This window comes from Mangrovibacillus cuniculi, assembly GCF_015482585.1.
In the GTDB taxonomy this organism is placed as follows: domain Bacteria; phylum Bacillota; class Bacilli; order Bacillales; family R1DC41; genus Mangrovibacillus; species Mangrovibacillus cuniculi.
This window is the reverse complement of sequence record NZ_CP049742.1, coordinates 109,665-127,942: the sequence shown is the minus strand read 5'-3', so window position 1 is coordinate 127,942 and position 18,278 is coordinate 109,665. Positions and strand designations below refer to the sequence as shown.

General features: G+C 36.0%; 20 protein-coding genes. 12 read left to right on the top strand and 8 right to left on the bottom strand.

The window, feature by feature from the left end:
- Positions 1–179: 179 nt before the first annotated feature.
- Together G8O30_RS00620 and G8O30_RS00615 are read left to right on the top strand one after the other, a co-directional pair.
- Positions 180–1,721, top strand: coding sequence for an S-layer homology domain-containing protein (locus tag G8O30_RS00620; protein WP_239673087.1), 1,542 nt, complete (start codon positions 180–182; stop codon positions 1,719–1,721).
- Positions 1,721–1,972 (top strand): DUF3006 family protein, encoded by a 252-nt coding sequence (locus tag G8O30_RS00615; RefSeq protein WP_239673086.1) that lies wholly within the window; start codon positions 1,721–1,723, stop codon positions 1,970–1,972. Before G8O30_RS00620 ends, G8O30_RS00615 begins: the two co-directional genes overlap by 1 nt.
- A 200-nt stretch (positions 1,973–2,172) precedes the next feature.
- Here the strand turns inward: G8O30_RS00615 and G8O30_RS00610 are convergent, their stop codons facing one another.
- Positions 2,173–2,355, bottom strand: coding sequence for a hypothetical protein (locus G8O30_RS00610; protein WP_239673085.1), 183 nt, complete (start codon positions 2,353–2,355; stop codon positions 2,173–2,175).
- Between the two features lie 148 nt (positions 2,356–2,503).
- Between G8O30_RS00610 and G8O30_RS00605 the strand changes: the two genes are divergently transcribed.
- The 3 genes from G8O30_RS00605 to G8O30_RS00595 all read left to right on the top strand — a co-directional run bounded on the left by G8O30_RS00605 (position 2,504) and on the right by G8O30_RS00595 (position 4,609).
- Entirely contained in the window at positions 2,504–3,466 is a 963-nt protein-coding gene (locus G8O30_RS00605; protein ID WP_239673084.1) for a helix-turn-helix transcriptional regulator, read from the top strand.
- Between the two features lie 74 nt (positions 3,467–3,540).
- Entirely contained in the window at positions 3,541–4,176 is a 636-nt protein-coding gene (locus G8O30_RS00600) for a type 1 glutamine amidotransferase family protein (protein WP_239673083.1), read from the top strand.
- 190 nt (positions 4,177–4,366) lie between these two features.
- Positions 4,367–4,609 carry a hypothetical protein gene (locus G8O30_RS00595; RefSeq protein ID WP_239673082.1) on the top strand — a complete coding sequence of 81 codons (243 nt, stop codon included), beginning with the start codon at positions 4,367–4,369 and terminating at the stop codon, positions 4,607–4,609.
- Positions 4,610–5,079: 470 nt separating this feature from the next.
- Here the strand turns inward: G8O30_RS00595 and G8O30_RS00590 are convergent, their stop codons facing one another.
- Both G8O30_RS00590 and G8O30_RS00585 read right to left on the bottom strand, forming a co-directional pair.
- Positions 5,080–6,357, bottom strand: a complete 1,278-nt coding sequence (locus G8O30_RS00590) for a DUF262 domain-containing protein (protein WP_239673081.1) — start codon at positions 6,355–6,357, stop codon at positions 5,080–5,082.
- A 2-nt stretch (positions 6,358–6,359) separates the two neighbouring features.
- On the bottom strand, positions 6,360–7,559 hold the full coding sequence (locus G8O30_RS00585; RefSeq protein ID WP_239673080.1) for an FRG domain-containing protein: 1,200 nt from the start codon (positions 7,557–7,559) through the stop codon (positions 6,360–6,362).
- A gap of 1,165 nt (positions 7,560–8,724) precedes the next feature.
- On the opposite strand from G8O30_RS00585, the gene dcm reads away from it, so the two are divergent.
- Complete coding sequence (gene dcm, locus G8O30_RS00580) at positions 8,725–9,972, top strand: DNA (cytosine-5-)-methyltransferase (protein WP_239673079.1); 1,248 nt, start codon at positions 8,725–8,727, stop codon at positions 9,970–9,972.
- A gap of 59 nt (positions 9,973–10,031) precedes the next feature.
- Here the strand turns inward: dcm and G8O30_RS00575 are convergent, their stop codons facing one another.
- From G8O30_RS00575 to G8O30_RS00560, 4 genes are all read right to left on the bottom strand, one after another.
- Positions 10,032–11,501: a Sau3AI family type II restriction endonuclease gene (locus G8O30_RS00575; RefSeq protein ID WP_239673078.1), complete on the bottom strand. Its 1,470-nt coding sequence runs from the start codon at positions 11,499–11,501 to the stop codon at positions 10,032–10,034.
- 179 nt (positions 11,502–11,680) lie between these two features.
- Positions 11,681–12,673, bottom strand: coding sequence for an HNH endonuclease domain-containing protein (locus G8O30_RS00570; protein WP_239673077.1), 993 nt, complete (start codon positions 12,671–12,673; stop codon positions 11,681–11,683).
- Complete coding sequence (locus tag G8O30_RS00565) at positions 12,663–12,995, bottom strand: nucleoside triphosphate pyrophosphohydrolase (protein ID WP_239673076.1); 333 nt, start codon at positions 12,993–12,995, stop codon at positions 12,663–12,665. Before G8O30_RS00565 ends, G8O30_RS00570 begins: the two co-directional genes overlap by 11 nt.
- A gap of 195 nt (positions 12,996–13,190) precedes the next feature.
- Positions 13,191–13,652, bottom strand: coding sequence for a GNAT family N-acetyltransferase (locus G8O30_RS00560; protein ID WP_239673075.1), 462 nt, complete (start codon positions 13,650–13,652; stop codon positions 13,191–13,193).
- Positions 13,653–13,884: 232 nt separating this feature from the next.
- Between G8O30_RS00560 and G8O30_RS00555 the strand changes: the two genes are divergently transcribed.
- The 5 genes from G8O30_RS00555 to G8O30_RS00535 all read left to right on the top strand — a co-directional run bounded on the left by G8O30_RS00555 (position 13,885) and on the right by G8O30_RS00535 (position 16,514).
- Positions 13,885–14,340 (top strand): GNAT family N-acetyltransferase, encoded by a 456-nt coding sequence (locus G8O30_RS00555; RefSeq protein WP_239673074.1) that lies wholly within the window; start codon positions 13,885–13,887, stop codon positions 14,338–14,340.
- 305 nt (positions 14,341–14,645) lie between these two features.
- Positions 14,646–15,128: a sigma-70 family RNA polymerase sigma factor gene (locus G8O30_RS00550; RefSeq protein ID WP_239673073.1), complete on the top strand. Its 483-nt coding sequence runs from the start codon at positions 14,646–14,648 to the stop codon at positions 15,126–15,128.
- Positions 15,129–15,256: 128 nt separating this feature from the next.
- Positions 15,257–15,508 carry a helix-turn-helix domain-containing protein gene (locus tag G8O30_RS00545; RefSeq protein ID WP_239673072.1) on the top strand — a complete coding sequence of 84 codons (252 nt, stop codon included), beginning with the start codon at positions 15,257–15,259 and terminating at the stop codon, positions 15,506–15,508.
- 75 nt (positions 15,509–15,583) lie between these two features.
- Positions 15,584–16,075 carry a competence protein ComK gene (locus G8O30_RS00540; protein ID WP_239673071.1) on the top strand — a complete coding sequence of 164 codons (492 nt, stop codon included), beginning with the start codon at positions 15,584–15,586 and terminating at the stop codon, positions 16,073–16,075.
- 52 nt (positions 16,076–16,127) lie between these two features.
- Positions 16,128–16,514: a VOC family protein gene (locus G8O30_RS00535; protein WP_338040648.1), complete on the top strand. Its 387-nt coding sequence runs from the start codon at positions 16,128–16,130 to the stop codon at positions 16,512–16,514.
- Between the two features lie 336 nt (positions 16,515–16,850).
- Here the strand turns inward: G8O30_RS00535 and G8O30_RS00530 are convergent, their stop codons facing one another.
- Positions 16,851–17,405, bottom strand: coding sequence for a GNAT family N-acetyltransferase (locus G8O30_RS00530; RefSeq protein WP_239673069.1), 555 nt, complete (start codon positions 17,403–17,405; stop codon positions 16,851–16,853).
- 97 nt (positions 17,406–17,502) lie between these two features.
- Between G8O30_RS00530 and G8O30_RS00525 the strand changes: the two genes are divergently transcribed.
- On the top strand, positions 17,503–17,748 hold the full coding sequence (locus G8O30_RS00525; RefSeq protein ID WP_239673068.1) for a hypothetical protein: 246 nt from the start codon (positions 17,503–17,505) through the stop codon (positions 17,746–17,748).
- The last annotated feature ends 530 nt before the right edge of the window (positions 17,749–18,278 follow it).

Genomic DNA, 18,278 nt, shown 5'->3' with positions numbered 1-18,278 from the left:
ATCTCCCCTCCCTCTTCAGCTAATTGATTCTAAAAAGGTAAAATTACATGTTAGCTTAGTATCTTGCGAAAGATTTACATATTAGCTCTCATAATACATACCACATATTCCCTGTTTATTTCCTATTTTTATTATTTTATACTGTTATAGGTTTACATATCCTGAAATTAGGAGGGTACATGTTGAAAAATTTTTTTTCATTATTTATGATTTTAGCTCTTATTCTATCAAGTGGCGTAACTACGCAGGCAGCAGACAAGAACTGTAGTGATTTCTCTACTTGGAAAGAAGCACAGAAATTCTTTGAATCCCAAGGAGGTCCCAAGTCTGATCCTCATGGGTTAGACAGAAATGGTGATGGAGTAGCTTGTGAGTCTTTACCAGGTTTCGACCCATCATATAAACCATCTCAAGGTAGCACTGGGCAAACTGGACTTTTTACTGACACTGGTGGTCACTGGGCAGAATCGAATATTGATTTCTTATATAATCTATCCCTTGTAGGTGGCTATAACGATGGTTCATTCGGTGTTAAAAAAAGTATCACTCGTGCAGAAGTAGCTACGATTATTACTCGTCATTTAGGCTTATCCAGTGCAAAAGCATCCTTCTCCGATGTCTCTTCAAAACACTGGGCAAATTCCTCAATTGGTGCTATAGAAAAGGCAGGAATAATGGGTGGTTATAAAGATGGTAGTTTCAAACCGAACGCACCTATTACAAGAGCGGAATTATCTGCTTTACTTGTAAGAGCTTATAACCTATCTGGAAAGAGTTCTTTATCTTTCTCTGATGTGTCTTCTAAGCACTGGGCTTATAACAGTATTCAAGTTCTAGTTAACAATAAAATTACTGGTGGATATCCTGATGGGACATTTAAACCAAGTAATGATGTAAACCGAGCAGAATTTGCTACATTCTTAGCTAGAATTATTAGAAACGAAGATATGAAAATTGCAGGCGGCGAAATTGCCGTCTCTTTTATTGATGTCGGTCAAGGAGACAGCATTCTACTCGAGACCTCTAACGGTAACACGATGCTAGTGGATGGTGGTCATCGTTATGCTGGGGATGAAGTAATTGCTCATCTTAACAGAAGAGGTGTCTCAAAAATCGATTTGATGGTTAGTACACATCCAGATGCTGACCATATCGGAGGATTAATTGACGTACTGAGTGAATTCCCTGTTGAAAAGGTATTAGATAGTGGTAAGGTACATACTACACAAACGTACAATGATTATCTGACATTAATCGATCAAAAAAATATCTCCTTTGAAATTGCGCAAGAAGGACAACATGTAGATTTTGATGATAATGTGATTATTCAAGTGTTAAGTTCGACAAATGCTAGTAGTGACTTAAACGAGTCTTCTGTTGTACTAAAAGTAATACACGAAGATGTTAGTATCTTACTTACAGGTGATGCAACTGTGGAAAATGAGAGAGATATGATGCAAAAGTATAATGTAGATGCAGATATTTTAAAAGTTGGTCATCATGGTTCTAGCACTTCTACATCAATTGATTTTTTAAAATCTGTGACACCTGATAGTGCTATTCTTTCTTATGGTGATAACTCATACGGTCATCCAGATTCTGAAGTGGTTCAGCGTCTTAATAATATGTATACAACAATTTGGTCCACTTATTATGATGGTAGTATCTTATTAGAAACTGATGATAATGGATACAGTATGATAAGTGGTGATATGTACTGATGAAGAAATACATCGTTGACTCTATTGAAAATCAGTTAGTGACCCTTCTCTCAGCGGATAACGAAGCGCAGAAAGTAGTTGTTTCGTTCAATGATTTCAATAAATCTATAAAAGATGGCGACCGAATATCGGCTGATATTGATCAAAGTGGTATTGTTGTAAAATACATTTTGTTAAAGGAAGAAACGAAAGAATTCAAGAAGAAAAATGAGGATTTGCTTAATAAGCTCTCAGAAAATAATACGGAGTAATTTTAAACCTTTCTCGATTATATGGGAGAGGTTTTTATCTTGGATATAATTTTTCCCGAGACACTAGAACAGGTAAAGTGACTGACCATTTTCTACTGTAAAAAAAAATATGATACGTTACTACTTGTATCTAAGTGTAAATAATAGGTAATACAGTAGACCTATCCCTTGATTTCTTAAGTTTTTATAGATTATCTAGTTCACCTCTTACGTTGAAGCATTAACATAGATGATGCTGTTCCAATAAGGCATAATACTATCCCTATTGGTAAAAGAATAAATTGCCATACTGTAGGTAAACCCAGCAGAGGGGTTAACGTGCATAGTGGAACACCAATTAATAGAGTTAGTAAGACATTCCTATTTAAGTTTTTCCCATTCATTTTAGTACCTGCTTTCGCTATAATGTAATGTTATTATTGGGTAAATAAGTAATATACTAGATTTATTTTATCATATAAGAATTTTTTCCAACGGACACATTATGCAATGCATTAGTTATTTATAAATCTCCTAAAAAGGTGGACTCACATGCCTAAAACGGACAATATGTTAGCAATTCTATGGATGCTTCGCTCAGGTAAAAAAGTGACGGCAAAAGAAATTTCGGAAAAGCTAGAGATGAATATCCGAACGGTGTATCGGTATATGGATACCATCTCCACAAGTGGCGTACCAATCATTTCAGAACCAGGACATAACGGTGGGTACACATTGTTGAACAATTTTATGGATGCTCCTCTCTTTTTCGATTCTGAGGAACAAACTTCTCTCTTTCACGCTGCTGTTTTTGCCAAAGAAGCTGGATATTATGGTGGCGAGGCACTAGATAGGGCCGTTACTAAACTAGGAAATTACTCCAACCCAGAACAGGAAACAACGATACACCAACATGTAGCGAGTCTGGAAGTAATAAGTCGTGTAAGCTCCTCCCCTATTGAACCTTTTTTGAAAGAGTTGCAGCAAGCCGTAGTGGACGGGAACTCCGTAAACATTTGGTACCGAAAAAGTGGCGAACAGCAAGTAAAGGATAGAGTGATGGACCCGTACAAACTACTCTACTGGAATCATAAGTGGTATGTGATTGGATATTGTCATCTTAGAAGTGATATGCGTAGTTTTAGAGTCGATCGAATCGAACGTCTACTACTAACCGAAAATATGTTTACCCAACCAGAGCATTTTTCCGCTCGTGACTACTTTACAGACAGCCTCCTTCCGACGATGGAAGATACAGAAGAGGTTATCTCTTTAGATCTTAAAGGGGATAAAAATGTATTGGCGGATATATGCCAACATTGGTTTTTAGGACATTATGTAAAAGAGCTGACTTCCACTCAAGCCGTGTTTCTTCTAGAAAAAGATATCCTACATACCTATGTACCTTATTTACTTTTACCATACAATAAATCGATTCAAGTTATAGAGCCAATCAGCCTAAAGGAAAAGCTGGTGGACGTTCTGACGGAATTAATCGATTTCCATCAAGTTTAACAACTCCCCTGACGCTACCTGTCAGGGGAGTTGTTTTATACTGGCACTATCAACGGTGATGGGAGTGTTATTCGATGCAAACAAAGAAAGCTTTTCTATATGTATTTGATACCATGTCGGACTGGGAATATGGCTATCTGATTGCGGAACTTAACTCAGGACGCTATTTCAAAGAAGGTGTAGCACCTCTGAAGGTAGTTACTGTAGGAGCTCCTAAAGAAATAATTACTACCATGGGTGGCCTCCGCATAAAACCAGATATCTCTCTTGATGAATGTAAGCTAGAAAGTAAGGATCTTTTACTCTTGCCTGGAGGAACTACTTGGAGCGATGAAATTCATCAGCCTATGTTGGAAAGAGTTGGGGAAGCTTTGAAGGTTGGCACTATTGTGGCGGCAATCTGTGGTGCTGTTGAGGCACTTGCGAATATGGGATATTTAGATACTAGAAGGCATACGAGTAATAACTTAGACTATACGAAAATGGTTTGTCCTACCTATCAAGGAGAAGAGTTTTTTGAGTTGGGATCTGTGGCGGTATCTGATGAAAATATAGTTACTGCATCTGGGATAGCTCCTTTGGAATTTACGGTGGAGGTATTGAGGAAGATAGATGTGTTTTCATCGGATGTGTTAGAGTCCTGGTATAAGCTGAATAAGACTCAGGAGCCTGTGTATTTTTTTGAGTTGATGGGTTCTTTGAATAAATGAGTACATACACAAATATGGTAAACTACTTTATGGTACTATAGAGCAAAAGGAAGTGGTATAGAATGTTTTCCATGCATATCATCGTTCCTATTTTATTAACTACGTCATTGAGTGCTATCCTGTAGAGATGTAACTTTTCCAGAGTCTCTCTACGGGATAGTGCGCTATCTCTGGAGGGACGTGGTTAGGAATGGAACGAACTAAGCGTTATCGTCGTCATCATCGAAATCGTGTGATTAGGAACAAATTATATGTAGTGAAACAAGTATGGGGTATTGTTGAGGAAGATGAGCATAGATGGGTTGTAGAACCTGGTAGGCTATCGAAGCAACATCTTAATTGTAGTTGTTACATGTGCAAGTATGAAAAGGTTGTTAAGTTACCTAAGTCTCAATATAAGTCGAAGTTGGATGCGATGGAGCGTGAGATTTAGGATTATTTTTGTTTTGGTGAGTAGGTTTTTAGTTAAGTAGTCTTAGATACCAACAAAACTTCATTTTAAAAAGGTGCATCTTTAACACATGCACCTTTTTTATATTGGATTATCTCTGAGTTAGGATTTATTTCTAGAAGGAAGGCACCTAGTCCACCATCATTGATGTACATATCCGCTGACATTATGTAAATAATTAGTAGGAAAGAGAACCTGTCCCTATGTCTCAATAAGGCTAACAAAACCGATAATAGTTGCTATTTCACCAATAGTTCCCATCATAGGCACCACCCCATTAATGTGTTTAAAGACTTTTAGCCCTCAGTCCGTCCGTAGACCATCTTGACTTCCCAATCTCTCGCTTGAGCGCAGCAGGCATATACATATTAACATTTTTCACTTCTGATTATAATTACTAATTTCTAAATAATAAGTTCAAATTTTCGATTTACAATCACTTGTGATACGGTTCACCGTGGTGTTTCTAAATGAGGGGATCTTTGAATAAAAGAATTGATTTCATCTAATTTATCAATCTTGATTTTTAAAGATTTATAAGATTTATTCTGAACTTCATTATTAATAAATAAGTAATTCATAATGTTCTTCATATTAGTAGAGGATGCTTTATACTCAATATCTGCTATTGGCGAATAGGATATAACATTTTTTAAATCTTCTACTAAATTCTCATTTTCGAGTTCTATCTCAAAATAATAATAAATTGCTGCTAATACTATAGATACTCCAATTAAAAATTTACTCAAGCGTTGCTTGTCATCAGACACCATACCTGTAGAAAAAGGAAATTCTACTTTCTCAGATATCTTTAAAAGCAAATTATTAAATTGCTCAAACTCTGTTTTTAAGGAATCTAGATTTTCACTTTCATTATTCTTATATTTTTTTGACTTTCTCTCTAGAAATTTCTTCGAAGCTGTCACACCGTCTCTAACATTCTCTTGAAGTCCTATTTCTATAACACTAAATATTATGCATATCTCTTGATGATTTTTTTGCTTATCAGTACGAGATTTTGTTATATTGTATATTTTATATAATTTTTCTAAATTTGATTCTTCCATACGAAAGAAATCTTCATTAACTTTATCACTTTCTTCAATTAAAACATTAACGAACTTACTAATATATTTACTAGTTTCTGAAAAATATGTTGCCATTTCAATTTCTTGAATTTCTAGAGGTTTAGTATTCCTGTTATATCTTTTAAATAATTCAATTTCAACTTCTGGGTCCTCAAAACTTTCAAATTCCAAGATTGATAAGTGACTTCCAAGAATCTTAATCTTATCTTTCTTATCTAGTTCAGAGAATTTTTTATTATCATACTGTGGATTAATTCCTAATACCTCTAGGTTCTTTAATGGAAACTTATTATTTATGTACCTATATATTGCATTTAATCGATGTTGCCCATCCATTACATGTCTAATTTGAGCATCGTTTTTACCAGAAACAACTAAGAATACTTCTGGAATGGGTATTCCTATTAATAATGACTCAATAATAGAGCTTTCTTCCTTTATAGATGACCTATAATTCCGCTGATAGTCTGGACTTAGAACTATCCCTTGTAGAATTTCCATCTCTTGTTCTTCCGTCATTTCCTCTATAGAAAGTTTTAAATATTTTTCTCCTTTATCAATAAAAGTAACTATATCTTGAACAGAGATTAGTGGGCGACTTGATTTTATATTTTTCATAGATTCTTTAAATCTTGTATTCATAATTAATCATTTTCTCCTTGCATTTCTTTATAATGAAAATTAATTGACTTTACCGCATTATCTTTGTCAGGGTATATGTTTTCAAATGTAACACCTAAGTTAAATAATTCTTTTAAAATTTTCTTTTTTGATGCCTTGTTAATTATTACCGCCTTACCGTGATTAGATATTTTTTCTTTAAAATCATCTTTATCCTGTGTAGAAACTTTTAAGAAACACCCTTTTTGAAAATGTATTCTTTCATTAGAGTTACCTAACTTGATAAAGTAAGATCTTGATGAAAATTTCCTTACTGATTCAACTACAGTAGAATCAGAGAAATTAATTAATTTCTCTTTTAAATCTACAGTTTCAAGATTATACGATAAAGCATCAATAAAATAAACGATAGAATGCTGTTCTGCATACTCGTAATCTTCAATAGCGAATAGTAGTGAAATTAAATGTGCTTCTGTAAAATCCAAGTATTCTGTCGGTAACCCAAAATGTTGTCCTTCAGCTCTTAGTTCTTCATTAGATATACCCTTTATTTCCCTATCATAAAATACGATCTTTTGCTTAAATGCAGCCTCATATTTGTCTGCATGAATTTCATAATCTTTTTTATGTTTTCTATGTAACGAAGGTAATAATTCATATGTACAATTTTTTTGCCCTCTGGAGACATAATTTACTGCTGGTTCTAAATTAGCTACAAACGAAATATAATCACTAAGATTCGAAATGTATTCGATATTTGACTCCTGTACCCCAATTATATTAGAAATTGTACTTATTATATTATAATCCTTCCATTTTTCCTCTTCCTCACGTTTTATATTTACCATTTCCTCAATTTTCTCATTAGTAATTTCTATGTTTGTATTACCGCTAAAGTCTTCAAGATCTATTAGTTCATCTAATCTTAATTGCTTTATTGTGTCTAGATCAATTATTCTTGACTCTTCTTCCTTTTTATCAATAAAATATGATTGCTTAATATACCTTAAATTATTTAAGTAAAAATCAAATTCAGGAGTGTCCTTTACTAATGTAGTTAATTCATTTAGAGTCTCTTTTATTTGAGAATCATCCATCTTTGATAATGAAGTAATCTCTGTAATATATTTGTCTATTATTCTCGAAAGCTCTTCCTCATCCTCAGTTAGATTAATATGTTTCAATTCTTCTATATTAAAAATATTACCTAAAGTCTTTAACATTTCTCCACCTCATTATGCCAAACAATTTTTCATATTTGAATAAACTACTTATAGAAAATATAACACTTTTTACTAGATATGTCCTGACGTGCTTGTGCCTGTCACTTACCGGTATATGTCGATAAAATAATCTTGACAATTCAATAACAAGCAACATTCTCATATAGTAAATAATACCAAATAACTTCATACTTTAACACACATAATACTCGTTCAGATAATAACCTTAAATTTTACCTACCACAAAATGTAGGATTGTTGATTTGGAATTACTTAAATCTAGTATTATGAAACAAAATTTTATATATTTCTATCATATCCAACAGTTACATCCATTATAGTTGGCTACTTCTGTTAGAAACTTATTATCAAGTTTCTAAATAGTTCATTTTATCCTAAATTTTTTTACAGTTTTAATTGTTTAATTTAACCACTGTAAGTGCTTGGATGTACTAATTATCCTTTTCAACTGAAGAACTATCACTAAGGTTTATATATAAAGCTTTTAGTTAGCAATAGACTAACTGAAAGCTTTCCTCCTAATTTTCCCTCTCCATCAAAGCCCCAACAACAGCTCTCTGCAGCTCCTTAGTATCAAAAGGCACTATAACATTATTAGCCAATTCCCTTCTATTTTCTAGAAGTTGATGCATTAACTCCTCCACCGTGCCTTGCGGGAATTTTTCTTCATCTATTGTAATCAATTTAAGACACGGGGACAGGTACCGTGTCTTAAGAAATTATTTAATAACGAATAGTTTTACATACTGGATTTATTTAAAAAGAAAGTAAGACAATCTTCCTGTCCCTATGTCTCTTGTGTAGTATAAACATGAGGCAGATTAACAAGTGAAGTTCTACTAAAGTATTAGATTAATTGAGCAAAAGTGTAAAACCTTACTGAGCAAAAAGCGTCAATTTTATTCTAGTGTTTTCGATAATACTCGTATGAAATATCTAAGCATAATTTTATATAAAAGGAAGAAACTGTTTAATTCTAATTGACGGTTACAATTGGTTACCTTAAAGTCCCTTTTATGTTAAGGTAGATTCTCTGTTATAATGGTTTATTGTACAAAAACATCATTTCTCAAATAAACTCATTGATCTTTTCATCAATCTTTATTATAATGATATTAATATATAACCGAAAGGATGTTCGGTCATGATTAACGTGATAGAATTATTCGCAGGTGTTGGTGGATTTCGTTTAGGACTAGAAGCTACAAATGGCTTTAACGTAGTTTGGGGGAACCAATGGGAACCATCCAAGAAAACTCAACATGCTTTTGAATGTTATGCAAGGAATTTTGAAAACAAAGGCATCCATTCTAATGAAGACATTAGCACCGTAGATACTAAAATTTTCACTAACCACAACATCGATATGATTGTAGGAGGATTTCCTTGTCAAGATTACTCTGTTGCAAGGAGTTTAAGTGGTGAAAAAGGGATACAAGGAAAAAAAGGAGTATTGTTTTGGGAGATAATAAGACTAGCACAAAGCACTAACCCTAAGTATATTCTTTTAGAAAACGTTGATAGGTTATTAAAGTCTCCCTCCAAACAAAGAGGTAGGGATTTTTCTATCATGCTAGCTAGCTTAAGGGATTTAAATTACACTGTCGAGTGGAGAGTTATTAACGCTGCAGATTATGGACAAGCCCAAAGAAGAAGAAGAGTTTTTATCTTTGCTACAAAAAACGAAACAGCTTTTGTATTAAATAGACAGCAAGTACCAGACGAAGAGATGCTTCGCACAGAAGGTTTTTTTGCAAAAGCATTTCCTGTAATAAATGAATTGCATGAAAAGAAGAAACCCAATTCATTTATTATGAAAAGAGACATTGTTGATATATCTGATAACTTTTCCATGAACTACTACAATGCAGGCATAATGCGAGATAGTGTAGTCTACACGGAAGAAGTTACACCCATTCAAGAAACCCCAATATCATTAAAAGATATTTTAGAACACGATGTATCAGAGCAATATTACTTGAAGGAATCTTCTATAGAAAAATTCAAATACCTAAAAGGTCCTAAGAAAATAGAGAGAACATCAGCAACTGGACACAATTATACATTCTCAGAAGGTGGAATGAGTTTTCCTGAACCTTTGGATAAACCGGGTAGAACCATGTTAACCAGTGAAGGGACAGTAAATCGTAGCACACATGTTGTGGAAGATCCGACAACTAATAGATTGCGTACACTAACTCCTGTTGAATGTGAACGTTTAAATGGATTTCCAGATAATTGGACACAAGGTATGCCTGAGAGAATGAGATACTTTTGTATGGGTAATGCACTAGTAGTAGGTCTTATTGAACGTATGGCCCAAAGAATAATTAATATTGAAAGTGAAAATATTCAGGGCATACAACAAGAATTGTTTCTAAGTAACGATTAATGCTTAGAAACAGAAAGCCCACAAGCTGTGACTTGTGGGCTTTCTATTAATTTAGATACTTAATCAAGTATTTTATTATCTATTTGAGTTAGAATGTAAGAGTTATTTAACCAAAAACATTGCTTTGTCATTATTCTACCATCAGGTAACTCATCACCATGATTACGGTTCTCACCTATAATTTCTCCATCATTTAGATTATAATATCTTTTAGAAGAATGGGGACGAATATGAATAACTCTATTTTCTTTTTTTGAAGGAAAGTTATTAGTAACTTCAAAGTTTATGCCATCCTTCCTATATTTCTTCTTTAAGATTACTCCTCTTTTAACTATTTCTTTTGTTCTTAACCAACCTAAACTAGCTTCCTCTAAATCTTTGTTAGACATATTCCATAACTGACATCCTTTCAACGTATATGTCAGTCCTTCTTTTTTAAAGAGTACAAACAAATATTTTTTTGAACTTAATTGATTGTAAAGTTGTGACTCTTCCCATTCTTCTTCAATAAATTCTTTAAAACTAACTGTTGGAAAAGAGATACTTTCACGCATTCTTCCATTTTCTTCTATTCTAATTGCTTTTACTTCTATATCAGCCTTTAAAAATTCTTCTGCTCTGTTTGATTTCACACCTAAAATTCTATAGGATATTGCACTCCAAAAATTTAAGATACCTTTTTTCACATCAAAGATTTCTGATAAATCTCCATCTGAATAGCCTCTATATAAGTTTATCTTATCTACTATAATATCTTCAAAACGCTTATCTTCTAGTTCTTTAATATTCTGAATGATAGGTTCATAGGTTTCTATTTTCTCTCTAGAGTACTTGTTTAATATATACGTCATATATGATTGTTTAAAACAAAAAGCTCTAGTTCTGGCCTCTATACTAGGAGCATAATATTCTTGAATAACATTTCCTTTAATGGAATTAGCTCCTTTTGTACATGCTCCTAAATACATAGTATCTCCTTCTGAAAGTTCGTGTGCCTTCCCTTCTTTTATTTTAGAAATAATTTTTTCATAATCCTGTTTAATTATTTCTAAATCTTCCTTTGGCGGAGAGAACAAAGTTACATAATTAATAGGATAATCTAACCTATTGAGACTCCTGTTTCTTAAATAGTGAATTAGCAAAGTATATCGAAACTTTTTATATACATGTGAAGAATAGAAATTATCTTCTACTGGTTGATTGTAATTAATCATGGTAATGACTAACCTTTCCCCAGCTTTATATCCCCCTTTTTTTCCAACTTCATACGGAGTAACTTTTAGCTCTACTCCCGCTTTTGGAAAATCAGGTTCTTGATCACTATTAATCTTATATTCAAAATAATATTCCTCTATAAGATGGCCCATACTCCCTTTATATCTAGGATTATTAGCCTTTGTTATAATACCTAGCTTTTCATCAACATTAATTCTTGCAGATTCTAATACCTCATAAAATGTTTTTCCAATAAGCTTATCTGCGTAATCCTTTATGCTTAAAGGATTTGATTCATCATATTTGTAGGTCATAGTTGCTCCTTTTAATTGTATTTATTTATATATGTATTTGCTTATATAGAATAGAGAGTGTTCTATCTACTAGTACTAACTCGTTTAATCCTATTGATTTTCTAATTCTTTCACGACTTTTTACTAGTACATTGTTAAATATATCTATTTTACATTCCAGGTATGTAACTGGCTATATTTTACCCTGGCCCCCAAACCCCATCAAACCCATTCCTAACCGCATACTCATACAACAACCCAACCTTATCCCTACGATAATTCTCCATCCACCGAGCCACCTGCGAATCCCCAGTCTCCCGCAACACTTCATTCCGCTCCATAATCACATCCACAAAAGCACGAAACGGCAACTTATCACTCTTCTTCAAATTACACTGATTACAAGACAACACCAAATTCCAAATCTGATCCGACTGCACAAACGACCAAGGAATAAAGTGATCTACATGCGTTTCTCGAATACCCATCTTCAAGGGCTTCTGACAATAGAAGCAACAACTATCAAAGTAGGAGAGTAATAGTTTTTCAAAAGGCTTAAGAGAAGTCCTTTTTGCAATACTCTCTATTTTATTTAGTAAACCGTTCGTATCCGGCACTTCATTTAGACTATCTATCATTTTAGCCATGTGGTAGTTCGTCAAATAGATAATCAATCTCTGATACTTCATCATAAATTGATGAACAGTAGGGTGAAGACGCAGGACTTCTACCTGGTGGTTAAACGCATAGAACACGCCGTTTGTATCTCCATATAGTGCACCAAATACATTCTCTTTCATTACCGCCTTTACCTTATTCGTCAACTCTAATTGGATACTGTCGTCTAAGGTGTCAAACATCAGATCATCTGGAATGAAATATCGTTGTTGAATAGCTTTAATAACCGTTACTACTTTTGCTTTCTTCTGTTTGTTACTGTTGTGTTCCAGTAAGTTGTTTTTCACAACAAGATTCCAATACATCTTCGCAAACGTATAAACCAACTGGTTATACGTAAGTTCACAGTCTTCATTAACGTTATACAAGTTCTCTATCAACGCCTTCATCAACGCAAACTTATATGTAGATGACTTAACCGATTTCGTGGAGAGCACAATGGTAAATATACGCCAGATCTCTTCATCTGTACGATACGCCTCCTGCAACTCTCCAACCTTCAACTTATGACTCATCGTCTTCCACTTCCATCAAAAATATCCTTTCCTCAAAGCCACCACGTCTAGCAGCTTTCGCTTTGCGTAAATCGTCCACTTCTTTCAAGCTAGCCCCATGAACCTTACACAAAGCATTCATCACCTCAAGCAAGTCCGCTAATTCTTCCATAGCTTCTTGATTAGACTCTGCCTTCCTATATTCCTCGAACTCTTCTAAACACTTAGTTTGCAAAGCATCTATATACTCTTCCTCCGACAAAATTCTTGTCGTATAAGCTTTCTCACTCGCTTCAATAATCTTAGGTATCCTATCTCGCACTAATTTGTTATATGTCGGCATGGCCATATCCTCGCTTATAAATTGGTAATTTCATTCTAGCAGAATATTCCTATTGTCACTACGTGTTTTCCATCTTGAGAACACAAATAACCGCCCTCCTAACCATGGAGAGGCAGCTAGTATTGTCATGGTTAGATGAAACATATCTTTCACCTTCCTTGTTAAGAGTTTCATAGAGGTCTGTATTCCTTTTTTTTAATAATAATACTCCATCCGCAAAAACTCATACGTACTCCCATTCGTTTCTTGCATAAACACTTCTACATCCTCAAAGCCAACATTTCGATACAGCTTAATTGCTCTCTGATTAAATGTAGCCACCGCCAAGGTCACTTTATCTACTCCAAATTCTTTCTGTATAAAGTTCAGCCCAGCTGTCATAAACTCTGCACCAGCTCCTCTTCCAGTCAACTCTGGTTTAAGCCCTAGCCCAATGTCTATCGTATCTTCCCTTACTCTATTCATACTTAAAAATCCCACTAAATCCTGAGCAATACTTACTGCGTATACAGAACCTTTACGTACAGCAGGATCTAGAAACTCTGCCAAGTCCTCTTCATCCGCTTCCATGTTATAAAAGGAATACACCCCATCATAATGCCAGGTGTAAGCAATTTCCTCTGCTTGTTCTTGTGTCATTACCATAAATAGATACATAAATGAATTCTCCTTTTCTAACTAACACATATTCTAACATATTTTTACAATAGTTAACTTTTCTCCTTTTAAATTGATTGGCAAAACTCTCCTTACCTTCTTACTCCATTTTCCAAAATTTATAGTATACTTGGATAAGTCACAAACAAGATATTTTGATTTAGTACAAGGGGAATCACGTCAAAGTAGTTATCTAATTTAATATGGCCAGGAAAATTGAAAGGGGTACAGAATGAGCATTGAAACAGTAAAGTTAGTAGAAGTAACTACAGAGAACTGGTATGAGTGCTGCAACTTAGCATTATTACCAGATCAACAGGTATACATGGAACCAAATGCTATATCCATAGCTCAGTCAAAATTTGAGCCTACACTTCAGCCCTTCGCTATTTATGCTGATGAGAAAGTAGTTGGATTTTTAATGTACAATACTGTTCCAGAAGAACTGGATGGTTACTGGGTTTATAGAATCATGGTGGATAAGGACTACCAAGGTAAAGGGATAGGCAAAGCCGCAACTAAACTAATGATCTCAGAGATAGCTAAGCTACCTAATGCGAAAAAAATTGTCGTAGGATATCATCCTGAAAACTTGGGAGCACACCATCTTTATGCCAGCTTAGGATTCGTAGACCAGGGGGATAGGTTTGGTAGAGAGATGGCTGTAATAAAATATATCAACGACTGATAGATTACTATTTTCTACTGAGTCATTAAGTAAAAAATAGTTCTTTCCAATAAAAACACGATCAGAGACTCTGAGCGTGTTTTTGTTTTTTAGAGAAAGGGTACCTCTATGACGCTGCTTTAGAACTTTTACTATTTGACACTTATACTCTCTATTCATTGCATATAAAGAGCCTAAATACTGTAAAACCCGCAGTTTCCCCTAAAGAAACTCCCCCTACCCCAACTCGTCCCCCTCCCGAAATACCAGTATCCTAAACTCACCTAGGAAAAACTGATCGACGCGTCGCTCCAAAGGATACAGGCATGGAACCATTTACGGAACTCGCAGAAAACTACACGAACATGATACATAAAGTCATTCACACACTTCGAATCTACCAACATCACGAAGAATACTATCAAATTGGATTGATTGCTCTTTGGGAAGCCCACGAACGCTTTGAAGATGACAAAGGAGACTTTGCGCCTTATGCCTACTCCTATATCAAAGGCAAAATGCTGCACGAGTTAAATCGCAAAGTGCGAGATGGGGAGCGATATGTGGCACCTAATGAAGATTACTGGGCTGTGGTTGCAGACAGTCATCCGAGTGGCGCGTTGGAAATGGAGATGTTACTTTCACACTGCGGATCCCTTAATGAGAAACAAAAGAAATGGGTCCAGTATACGTTCTTTCATATGCTGACACTTAGCGAAATTGCCAAAGTGGAAAATGTGTCGGAGTCGGCCGTGAAAAAGTGGCGAAAAGGGGCTAAAGAGAAGCTCCGTCAGCTGAAATTGGAATAGATGAACCAAGCCTCTCTAAATTCTGAGAGGTTTTTTCTTTATTTTCCCTCTAATTACCAAAATACCGCTTATAGACTGTGTTCACTCTCTTTTTCTCTTTAGATAATGAAACAAAAAGAGGTAACGCTATGAAAAAAGCAAGCATGGAATTTGGACAAAAAGTACGAAATCTGCGTAATCTCCAAGGACTTTCTATTGAACAGCTAGCAGAAAAAGCTGGATTGAACGATAAGTATCTTGGAAACGTAGAGCGTGGGGAAAAAGCTCCTACTATTGAAACGATCTACTACATCATCACAGCATTAGAAGTTACCGATTTGACTACCATCTTCCCTGACCCGAGTGAACTTACTACCTGGTACAACACCAAAAAGAAATAATCCTCTCGCTCGACCCTTCTACTCCCTCTAGAAGTAACCATCTACCAAGCCCACTTTAAAGGAGCCTATTTTCTGATGATTCCCATTGTCTCTTCCTACCGTATTAACGAACGTACCATGATCTTGATTCCCGTGTACCACGCGGATTATCACACCATGGTCAAAGAAACAAACCGTACCCTCTATGTCCGCAAAACGCCTCTAGAGATTATTGAATCTGGCTGCATCCACGGATTCTCCACCTACGAAGGCAGACGCAAAGCCATTATGTTCTTAACTGGCTATCAACGAAAAGTTCCGATCCCGATACTCCCTACCAAACACATCTTTGCATTCCCTACTTTGTCACCCGAAAACTATGACTGCCATTGGCTATTCCCCATACATATTGAAACATTTGCACACGTGCGTAAAACGAAGAAAGTCGGTAAGAGTAAAGCGGTGTTTAAGAATGGCGAAGAGGTGTTTCTGCAGGAGTCTGTGGAGGTGCTGGAGAAGCAGATGCAGCGGACGGCGTATTGTGCGCTGCGGATGGTTCAGGAAGGTATTGTGAAATCTTTTGTGTAAAAAGAGGTGATTTCCGTTCTTTTCACGAATTTTCTTAGCAAGATGGAAAGGAGTGTTTCAATTGATTACGAAACTTGGACAAGTGAATATCTATGTACCAGACCAAGCGAAAGCTCTAGCTTTTTGGCAAGAGAAGATGGGATTTCGTTTGGTGAAAGAAGAAACATTTCATGGCATGCGCTGGTATGAGTTAGCAGCAGATGAACAGAACGAAACATCGATTGTGATCCATGATAAGGCAAAAGTTGCGGAGATGTCACCTGATGTCCATCTCGGCACACCTTCTCTTATGTTTGTCACGAAAGATATAGAAGCGTTTCGCAGCGATTTGCAGGCGAAAGGTGTGTTCGTTGGCGATGTGATGGAGTTCCCTACAGGAAAAGTGTGCAATTTCGCCGATGACCAGGAGAATTACTTTGCGGTGATGGAAGTAAGGTAAAACCAAATACCCTATAGTGCTTGCCGTTGCTGGCAAAAACTATAGGGTATTTTTTATCCTGAGATAGGTTTTTACTTTACTACAAATTCTTCGTTTGCCAATCATGAGGTTATGTAGGGTTTAGGTATGTAGGACCTAACCACTACTATGGTAGACATCTTATCGTGCCAATATACTATTTATTGTTATATTACTATAATTCGAGTTTCTTCTATTGCATGCGACAAAGTTTTTGTCCTAGTTTTACGCTTGTGGTGCTTGATTGAGTATGTCGAGGAGTGGTCATTTTCATCCCAATTTATTAGAAGATTGAGAGACCATCATCTCTGGACGGTGTTACTTAGAGTTTATATAATAGACCAGATGATCCGTCCACACATCATCCTCATATATAAATCCTTTCCTTGTGCACTCATACTGCATCCCAACACTCTCGGCTAGATGCTTAGAAGGTTCATTATCAAGGTTTATGTGCGCTTCGATTCGATGATAGTTCAGCTTCTGGAACGCTAAGTCTAGCGCAGCTTTCACCGCTTCTTTGCCGTATCCTTGTCTCCAAAACTGATTATGGATGGTATAGCCAAACCTAGCCCACTGAAAGTCGGAGCGCATAATGGTGGAAAAGTCGATGGTGCCAATGTGCGCTTGGTCTTCTTTTCGAAAGACATCCAAGATATATTCCTTATCCTCGGCAGCTAGCTTTTGATATTTATCAACCAGCTGATGAAACCATTCTTCGGTGCAGATACTCATGTCCATTTTGCCTTCGTCGTATTGGTGTTGGGATGGGAGTCTGTTTTCGAATTGGGTTAGCCAGTTGGTGTAGTCGTCTTTTTGTAATGGTCGGATGATTAGTCTCTCTGTTTCGGTTTGGTGTGTGAATGGTTGCATGGGGCCTCCTTAGTAAATAGTATTATTATATATGGAAACTTTTTCTACCTGTTAATCGTATGTGTAGATTATACTACGAATATTGGGGGTGTTGAGGTTGTATTGGAAACTAAGAATTCCTTTGTTGTTGTTCTTGGTAGGAGCAACATCTGGATTGTTTCAGTTGTTGGGTGACGTTTTGGGAGATGTAACGTATTTACTTAGTAGCATCTTGTATATTGGGTTCATCGGCATTCTTTTTACTATTTTTGAAAAAACGCATGTGAATGAAAAGAAGGTTCATTTTTCGGTTGGGATTGCGTTGGTTGCTGCTGGGGTTTTGGTGGATTATTTTTTGAGGTAGTTATTGCAAGGCATTCAATTTAGAGTTGTATATCATGTCCCACGAGACGCTCTTGCGGTATACCTAAACTTACTTTTCTCGCTTCTCCTATACCTCTGGCGCTTCCTCTGGTATACCTGAGCTCGATTTTTCTGCTTCTCCTATACCGCGGCAGCTTCCTCTGGTATACCTGAGCTCGATTTTTCCACATCTCCTATACCACGGTAGCTTCCTCTGGTATACCTGAGCTCGATTTTTCCGCTTCTCCTATACCACGGCAGCTTCCTCTGGTATACCTGAACTCGCTTTTTCCACTTCTCCTATACCGCGGCGGCTTCCTCTGGTATACCTGAACTCCATTTTCCGACTTCTCCTATACCGCGGCAGCTTCCTCTGGTATACCTGAACTCCATTTTCCGACTTCTCCTATACCGCGGCAGCTTCCTCTGGTATACCTGAACTCGATTTTTCCGCTTCTCCTATACCACGGCGGCTTCCTCTGGAATAACTGAGCTCGCTTTTTCCACTTCTCCTATACTGCAGATAACAAT